We start from the raw sequence: 6,985 nt of genomic DNA, 5'->3' as shown, positions 1-6,985 counted from the left end.
TCCACCACGGCGCAAGCGCCGCTTGCGCATAACCCAGATAACGCGGATCGGCCTCGGCGCGCGATTGTTCGATATAGCGGCGGGCGACACGCAATGCGAGTTCGAGATTTCGCGGATTCCTGCGCAGCTCGCTGCCCATTGCGCGCAGATCGCGGACGGCCGCGTCAGCTGGCCGGTCGCGCAGGGTTTCCAGGATTTGCGCATCGTCGGTCGGTACGAAGGGCGCGGCGTCGGCGAGCGCGGCGCAGAACAAGGCGCAAAGCAGCACGAGCGATGAGCGGCAGAACAGCACGCGGGTGAAGAGAATAGTCGAGGGTTGGTTACCGGGCAAAAAAACGGGGCGGCTTTCGCCACCCCGTCACACGCAGCGAAGAAATCAAGAAACCGCGTCAGGATCGGTCGTATCCGAGGTTTCGACCGTGATGTTATCGATGTTTTGCGGTTCAGCGGTATCCGACGTGTTGTTGACAATGCCCTGCACGTTCTGACTGAACGACTGCTGCGTAGGCGGCTGAGTGCTTGGCGGAGGGGTCGTTCCTCCGCTTCCGCCGCCGATTGGCGTGCCATTATCGCCACCGCAAGCGCTGAGCGCAGCGATTACCAGCGCCGCCAGTGTGCGTATTCGTTTCATGGATGATCTCCTAATGTGCGCTACCGGATTAAGGCGTCGAGCCCGATTGGCCCAAAACGCCGTTCGCGTCGTTAGGCGAACCCGGAATCGGCGTCCTCAAGTAGGGGAAGGTCGCATCGAACTGGCTTTCGGTTACCAACGCACCGTCGGTGTAGGCCAGATTGGCGCTACCAGTGCTCGGTTTGCTTGCATCCGGCAGCAGAAAACCCATCAATACGCGCAACTCGATGTCGGTGACGTCGTCGCCCGGCCGCCTGCCGTTCGGGAAACCGGCGGGATCGCAACCGGGGTTGTCGAGCTTGGGCGCACCGTTGACGAAGCACAAGGCAGCGCCAAGATCATTTTGCTGGCCTGTGAGAGTCGCCGGCACCGCCGTATTCAACCGCAGTATCTCGGCGGTAGATCCACCCTGAACCTGATTGACGCCTGGCACACCGGTGAGGAAAACAGCCACGAGATCGGCACGCGGAAACACCTGAGGCGCTCTGACGCCGGCCGAGGTGAACTGCTCTTCAACCAAAGCCGGAAGCGTCGGATTGGTCAAGTACTCAGCGAACGGCGATTGCGCATCGTCTTCCGGCCTGCTCGAATTGAACCTGTCTTTATCCTTCAAGCCGATTACCACCTCGTTGATCAAAGGCGCGCCGAGGCGCGAGACCTGCGCCCACGCGCCCCCTTCCCTGGTCGCGGATGTAATATCGCTGCCGGGATTCCGATTGATCAAACGGCCCTGACGCACGCTCGCGGTACTCCACACGCCGATGATCGGTTGCGTAGCGTTTTGGGTCAGGCAAGCGGTCGGGATTTCGAGCGCGATGCTCGTTACGTTTTTGTCGGCGGTTGCGCTACCGCGGGCGTCCCGACCGTTCGGGTCGGTCACTTGCGCGGCGGTCAGATTGATCAGGTCGAAAACTTCACCGAGGTTTACCTGGAACCCTTCCTTGCGCTGACCGACAAATACCCTGCCCTGACCGGTGCAGCCGGGAATAGTGATGTTGTAGATAAACTGGCTGGCGTAGGCCGCGTAGTCCGGAATCGACTTCTGGCCGATGTTGTCGAGCGGCTTGATGAAGGTATCCGCCTGATCGGCGGCGTTGGTTACCGCCGCGCGCTGTCCGGAACGCCGATTGCCGCGGACGACATTGACTCTGTAAGACTCGCGGATGTTCGAGGTGGTCGGATCGGCGCCGGTTATCGGATCGAAATTTCGCAGTGCAATGGCGACGTCCTTCCCGCCGATCGACCGCGTGATGTTTCTAAGGTCGTTAGTAAAGCGGAACCGGAATGTCAAATCTTCTTTGGCGTCCCCGTTGTTATCGACGTGAATCTCATAAAGCGCATCGGGGTCGAGGAAGAAAAAATTCGGGCCGCCGTATGGGTCCTGCAAGGGGAAGAAGTTCGAAATCAGCGTGACGAAGCCGTCTTGTCCGTTTCCCGCGGGGTTGCCTGCGCGGTTGGCCTCGTAGCTGCGGAACGCATAGACGTCGGTGTTATCGACCTTCCGCATCTCAGTGATAAACGGCGCTTCGGCGTGGCTGGACGCCAGCGCGGATCCGCCACAAGCCAATGCGCTGGCCACCAGCGTTAGCCGCATGGATGTTTTAAATAGGTCGAGCATTTTTATGATCTCCTGGAATGCAACTGTGCGGACAGAGTATGGGGATTACCCACTTAGGATTACGCTGCCGGATTCAATCCGGATGCAGATTTTCGATCTGAACCTACGGAGGTTATTTGAAAAATAAGAGCGGTCCGGGCTCGAACGAAAAACAAATTGGCGCCGGCAACATCTGTCCACGAGGACAAATGTTGCCGGGCGCTCTGGTTTTATGCGGCGCTGCTGGTGTTGAGCGAACCCGCGCCATTAATACCCGCGGGAAGGAAACCGCCTTGAGTCACGGCGCCGGCGTTTATGTAAACGATGTTGAGCACGTCGCCGGTCGTGCGGCTGAACGCGATGCCGTTGGCATCGAGCGGCACGATGTTGGAGACGGCCGGGTCGGTGCCGGTTATGCCTTGATCCTTGTCTTCCGACGTGCCATCGGTGAGGTCGCGCGCGTTCGAGATTGCTTCGGCGTTCGTACGCAGAGCCGGAGTAGCCACTCCTCTGGCATACAACACCGTCCGCACCAGAGCTGCGTGGTAAGCCTCGGCCGCGAGAATCCCGGCGGCCGCTTCAAGGAAGGTTTTGTTGGTGATCAGCGGCGCCGCGCCCTTATATGCGGTGACGCCGACATCCTCGAAGATAAACGCGCCGAGCAGGAAATTGTCGTCGTTCAAATAAGGATCGAATATCTGGCCCGGCCCAACGAGGCCAGCCGCGCGCGCGACGGTTGAGAAAGCGCCGTTCGGATCCTGGAAGCCGACATCGATTGCCGGGTGGGCGGCAGCGGCGGAACCGAGCGCCTGACGCAGAAATACGACATGTGCCTGTTCATCCGCGGCGATTTCCCTCGCGTATTGCGAGACGAGCGGATCAGTAAAAGTAACTTGGCGGCCGGGAGTGACCGGGCCAACCGGTCTGCCCGCGCCGGTCTTTTGATTGTCCGGTAATCCGTTGCCAGAAACCGCGTAGAGATAAAACTGCGCTTCGAGGTATTCGAGGTTCAGCGCGAAGTTCAGGATGTCGGCGTCGGACGGGCCAGCCGGGGGAGGAGTTTGTGCAACTGCGTCGTCGCCATCGCTGCCGCCGCAGGCAGCAAGGATAGTGCCGCCGATCATCCCCACGCCAAGACCGCCGGCATTCCTGAAAAATTGACGGCGTTGGGCGCGTTTGGCAGCTTGTTTGGCGGCAAACTGCGTCAGCAGATCCGCGGGCAATAAGGTTTGGGTCATGAGGTTGCTCCTATATCTAGTTAGGGGGATGTAGCACTACACAGGTGAACCGCCCACGGATTTCCGAAAAACAGCTTCGTGAAGACGTTACCCTGAAAAGCATAGTGGAGATAGCATGGGCAGAACCTGAAAGCCAACGGAAATTCAACTCCACTAAACCCTACGCAACCGGGACGTATCTGGATGCATTAGGTACTCGAGTTTCAACACCGAAGTTGCATGCGACCATTTTGTCGCCCAAGCCCAAGCCGGTAAAGCATTCGCCGTACCATACGAAAAAACACGTCCGCCCTCACGGCGAGAGGCGCCTGACAACGCACACTGCCTTTGCAAAAATTACAACCGTTTGCAATTGCGGCATACGAATCGCGATTTCCGACAATTCAAAAATTTGCGATCAGAGTTGCGCGGAACGTGAGCGGCTGGACCCGGATAGGATGAAATGTCGTGGACGCTTCCGCGGGCGCGTCTTGCAAGCGCGGGATGCAGAAGTAGTCGATCTGATTATCGTCGCGTTCGAGTGGATTGAAGGTTTCGAGCGCGACGCGCAGGTTTGCTGAGGTAGTCACGTACCCGACAATAGCAGCGTGGTGCGTCGAGCGCACGCTGTCAATTCGCGTTGGCAACTCCCGGCCAACCGCCACTGAAAATATGATGCCAGACAACCATCGCCGAAGCCGGCGCTAGAAATTCGCGATCAGCGTGATGCGAAACGTGCGCGGCTCGACCGGATGGAAATGAATGTCGTCGATGCCTTCCGCGGGCTCGCCTGGCAAGCGCGAGGTATAGAAATAATCGATCTGGCTGTCGTCGCGATCGAGCAGATTGAAGCCTTCAAGCGCGATGCGCAGATTCCTGGTGAATTTGTAACCGATGCGCCCCGACAACAGCGTGGTCTGACTTGAACGCACCCTGTTGTCTTCGATCAACGGCCGCGGGCCGAAGTAACGCAATTGCAACGCGCCGAAATACGGGCCCAGATTATCGACCGTCGCACCCACCGTTGCGACGCCTTCGATAGCGCCCGGAATGCGGTCGCCGGCGCCATCCGCATCGTCGCCGCGAAAACGCGCACGCGCGAATGCGATGTCGGCGTCTATGATCAGCCAGTCGACCGGTTTGTAAAAGTTGGCGAATTCGAAACCGATGCGGCGGCTTTTGCGGCCGGCTTCGGTGTTGCCGGCATCGCCGACGAAGACCAGTTCGGAAGCGAAATCGAGCACGTAAAGCGCCAGCGAGCTTTGCAATCCGGGCACGATCGCGCTGCGCACGCCGGCCTCATGACCCTTGGAACGCACCAGCCCAGGCACTCGGTCCGGCGGACAGGTTCTCGCCGATGTCCGCGCCTGGATCGAGCGTAATCGTCGTGCCGCGCGCGTCGTTGCTGTGGAAGCCGCCGCCGGCGTTCAAATAATATTCGGTCTTGGCCCACGGGCCGAAAATCAGGCCCAGTTTCGGGTTGAAGATGGTGTCGTTCTCGACGCCGGAATTGGCCGGGTTGTCGCTTGTCACGTCGAAGCGGTAGTAATCGCCCGGCACGCCGGCCACGGTGCGGAATTTTTCCAGCCATTGCGTGCGATTTTCGATAAAGACGCCGGCGCTCGATTCGACGATGTGATCCTGGCGGGTGGTTGAAAGCCGCTGACGCGCGGCATTGCGAAACAGGCCGTTTTGAATGTTGTCGTTCTGCAACTGCACGCCAATTGTGTTTTCGATGCTGCGCCCGCCCCAGCTACCGAGCCAGGTGTGGCTCGCGTTGGCGCCGCTGGTCACGCGCCGGTCTTCCTGCTCGAACTGATCGCCGTTGACCGGATCGTCGAGTAAATACGTGAAATTGGAATAGAGGTTCAATTCGTTTCGTATGACATACGCATTGGCGCGCGTGACGCCGGCGCTCCATGACCGGCGCCAATCGGCCGCCAAACTGTAGCGCTCCGAATCGGAACCGTCGCTCGCATCCAGCGTATCGAAGCGTCCGATCAACCCGGAAACGACCGCGCGCGTCGCGATCTGATTGGTCGCGGTTCCCTTGCTCGTGTAACCCAGCGCCGTCACGTTGAAACCGTTCTGCGCGCTGCCCTGGCTGTAGCGCAGCACCGCGTTTATTTTTCGGAAATTGTCGGGATTGCTCCACGGCCCGTCGTTGTGCACCACTTCGAGGCCGTACAGCAAATGACCGGCGCCGAGCTTCGGCGTATCGGCGACTACCAGGCGGCCGTAATCGTCTTCGCCGACGCCGCCCAGCGCCAGGCCGGCCGGCAAGACATCGACGTAATCGAACTGACCGATCCGGCCGAGGCGAAATCGCCCTGCCCGGCGAAATACGGACCTTTGGTATAGCGCAAATCGCCGATCAGTTCGGGAATCAGAAAATTCAGATCGCTGTAGCCTGGCCGTGGCCGTGGCTGCGCTGATTGACCGGCGCGCCGTTGAAGTTGATGCGTAAATCGGTGCCGTGGTCGATGGTGAAACCGCGCACAAAATACTGGTTAGCTTTGCCTTCGCCGCTGGCGCGGGCTTAACGATTGGAGGCGGAACGATTTCGGCAGGCGCGGCCCTGACTATTTTCGGCGCAGGCGCAGCCGGCTTTCTGGTTTTGACCCTGCGTTCTGGTTTCGGCGCAGAGCAATTCGGGCTCTGGTTCCCCGACGGGGGCCGGCTCAGGTTCTGGCTCAGTGACAGGCACCGGCTCAGGCAAGGGTTCCGGCTCACTCGCAGGGATCGGCTCGGGCACTGCCGCGGGCAGCGGCTCGCTCGCCGTTTCCGTCATGCCAGCTTGCGTCTGCGGCACTGACGGTTCGGGTGGCGGGGTGATGGTCGGTGGAAGGGGCGGGGCGAGCTGCGCGATTTCGACGGGCGGCGGTTTGGGCTCGAGTAACACGACTTCGAGCGCCCGGGGAGCAGGTTCCTTTGTTGGCGGCCGCCAATTGCCTGGCAGAAAGCCGCCGGCAATCGCGTGCAAGGTGACGGAAGTCAGGAATGCGCCGGGCAATGAGCGGAACGGCTGGCTAGACATGCTTGCTGTCGATTCGGATGCATGTGCCTGGTTACGAGGATTGCGCTGCCGTGGATGCGCGAGTCGCGGTTAGTTCCTGAATTTATGAACCCGAATTATGTGCGCGCGCTACGCATCGCTCGACCCCGTGCGCCCGCAACATCGATGCCGCGCGAGCTATCGTGCCGCAGCGGGCTGCGCCGCGGCCGGCGTCACCCGCCAAACGATATTGCCAACATCATCGGCAACCAGCAGCGCGCCCGCTTTATCGACTGCCACACCGACCGGGCGCCCGAGCGCGTCGCCTTCCGCGTTCAGAAAACCGGTCAGCACGTCTTCCGGCGGTCCGGATGGACGGCCGTCGGCGAACGGCACGAAAATCACCTTGTAGCCACTTGGCGGATTGCGATTCCACGATCCGTGCTGGCCGATGAAGGCGCCGCCCGAATAGCGCGCCGGCAACAGCTTGCCTTCGTAGAAAACCAGGCCGAGCGAAGCCGTGTGCGGACCGAGCGCGTAGTCCG

8 protein-coding genes are annotated in these 6,985 nt (G+C 60.3%); 1 reads left to right on the top strand and 7 read right to left on the bottom strand.

Features of this window, described 5'->3' with window-relative positions:
• The 4 genes from H0V78_01585 to H0V78_01570 form a co-directional block, all read right to left on the bottom strand.
• Window positions 1-292: hypothetical protein (locus tag H0V78_01585; protein MBA2350508.1), on the bottom strand; the 292-nt coding region annotated here is incomplete at its 3' end.
• Between the two features lie 84 nt (window positions 293-376).
• Window positions 377-631, bottom strand: a complete 255-nt coding sequence (locus H0V78_01580; GenBank protein ID MBA2350507.1) for a hypothetical protein — start codon at window positions 629-631, stop codon at window positions 377-379.
• A 28-nt stretch (window positions 632-659) separates the two neighbouring features.
• Window positions 660-2,249: a DUF4331 domain-containing protein gene (locus tag H0V78_01575; protein MBA2350506.1), complete on the bottom strand. Its 1,590-nt coding sequence runs from the start codon at window positions 2,247-2,249 to the stop codon at window positions 660-662.
• Window positions 2,250-2,458: 209 nt separating this feature from the next.
• Complete coding sequence (locus tag H0V78_01570) at window positions 2,459-3,466, bottom strand: ferritin-like domain-containing protein (GenBank protein ID MBA2350505.1); 1,008 nt, start codon at window positions 3,464-3,466, stop codon at window positions 2,459-2,461.
• Window positions 3,467-3,510: 44 nt separating this feature from the next.
• Here H0V78_01570 and H0V78_01565 point away from each other — a divergent pair, with 44 nt between their 5' ends.
• Window positions 3,511-4,026 carry a hypothetical protein gene (locus tag H0V78_01565; GenBank protein ID MBA2350504.1) on the top strand — a complete coding sequence of 172 codons (516 nt, stop codon included), beginning with the start codon at window positions 3,511-3,513 and terminating at the stop codon, window positions 4,024-4,026.
• Between the two features lie 123 nt (window positions 4,027-4,149).
• On the opposite strand, the gene H0V78_01560 is transcribed toward H0V78_01565, so the two are convergent.
• The 3 genes from H0V78_01560 to H0V78_01550 all read right to left on the bottom strand — a co-directional run.
• On the bottom strand, window positions 4,150-4,737 hold the full coding sequence (locus tag H0V78_01560) for a TonB-dependent receptor (GenBank protein ID MBA2350503.1): 588 nt from the start codon (window positions 4,735-4,737) through the stop codon (window positions 4,150-4,152).
• Between the two features lie 7 nt (window positions 4,738-4,744).
• Window positions 4,745-5,728, bottom strand: a complete 984-nt coding sequence (locus H0V78_01555) for a TonB-dependent receptor (protein MBA2350502.1) — start codon at window positions 5,726-5,728, stop codon at window positions 4,745-4,747.
• A 910-nt stretch (window positions 5,729-6,638) separates the two neighbouring features.
• The coding region (locus tag H0V78_01550; GenBank protein ID MBA2350501.1) for a sorbosone dehydrogenase family protein at window positions 6,639-6,985 on the bottom strand (347 nt) is incomplete at its 5' end.

This window comes from Burkholderiales bacterium, assembly GCA_013695435.1.
In the GTDB taxonomy this organism is placed as follows: Bacteria; Pseudomonadota; Gammaproteobacteria; order Burkholderiales; family JACMKV01; genus JACMKV01.
Note: the sequence above shows the minus strand (reverse complement) of the source record. Positions and strands in the feature narration are given on the sequence as shown.

Excerpts from the sequence above, each read along its gene's own strand:
- H0V78_01580 (MBA2350507.1), bottom strand. The coding sequence starts at position 631 with ATGAAACGAATACGCACACTGGCGGCGCTGGTAATCGCTGCGCTCAGC.
- H0V78_01575 (MBA2350506.1), bottom strand. The coding sequence starts at position 2,249 with ATGCTCGACCTATTTAAAACATCCATGCGGCTAACGCTGGTGGCCAGC.
- H0V78_01570 (MBA2350505.1), bottom strand. The coding sequence starts at position 3,466 with ATGACCCAAACCTTATTGCCCGCGGATCTGCTGACGCAGTTTGCCGCC.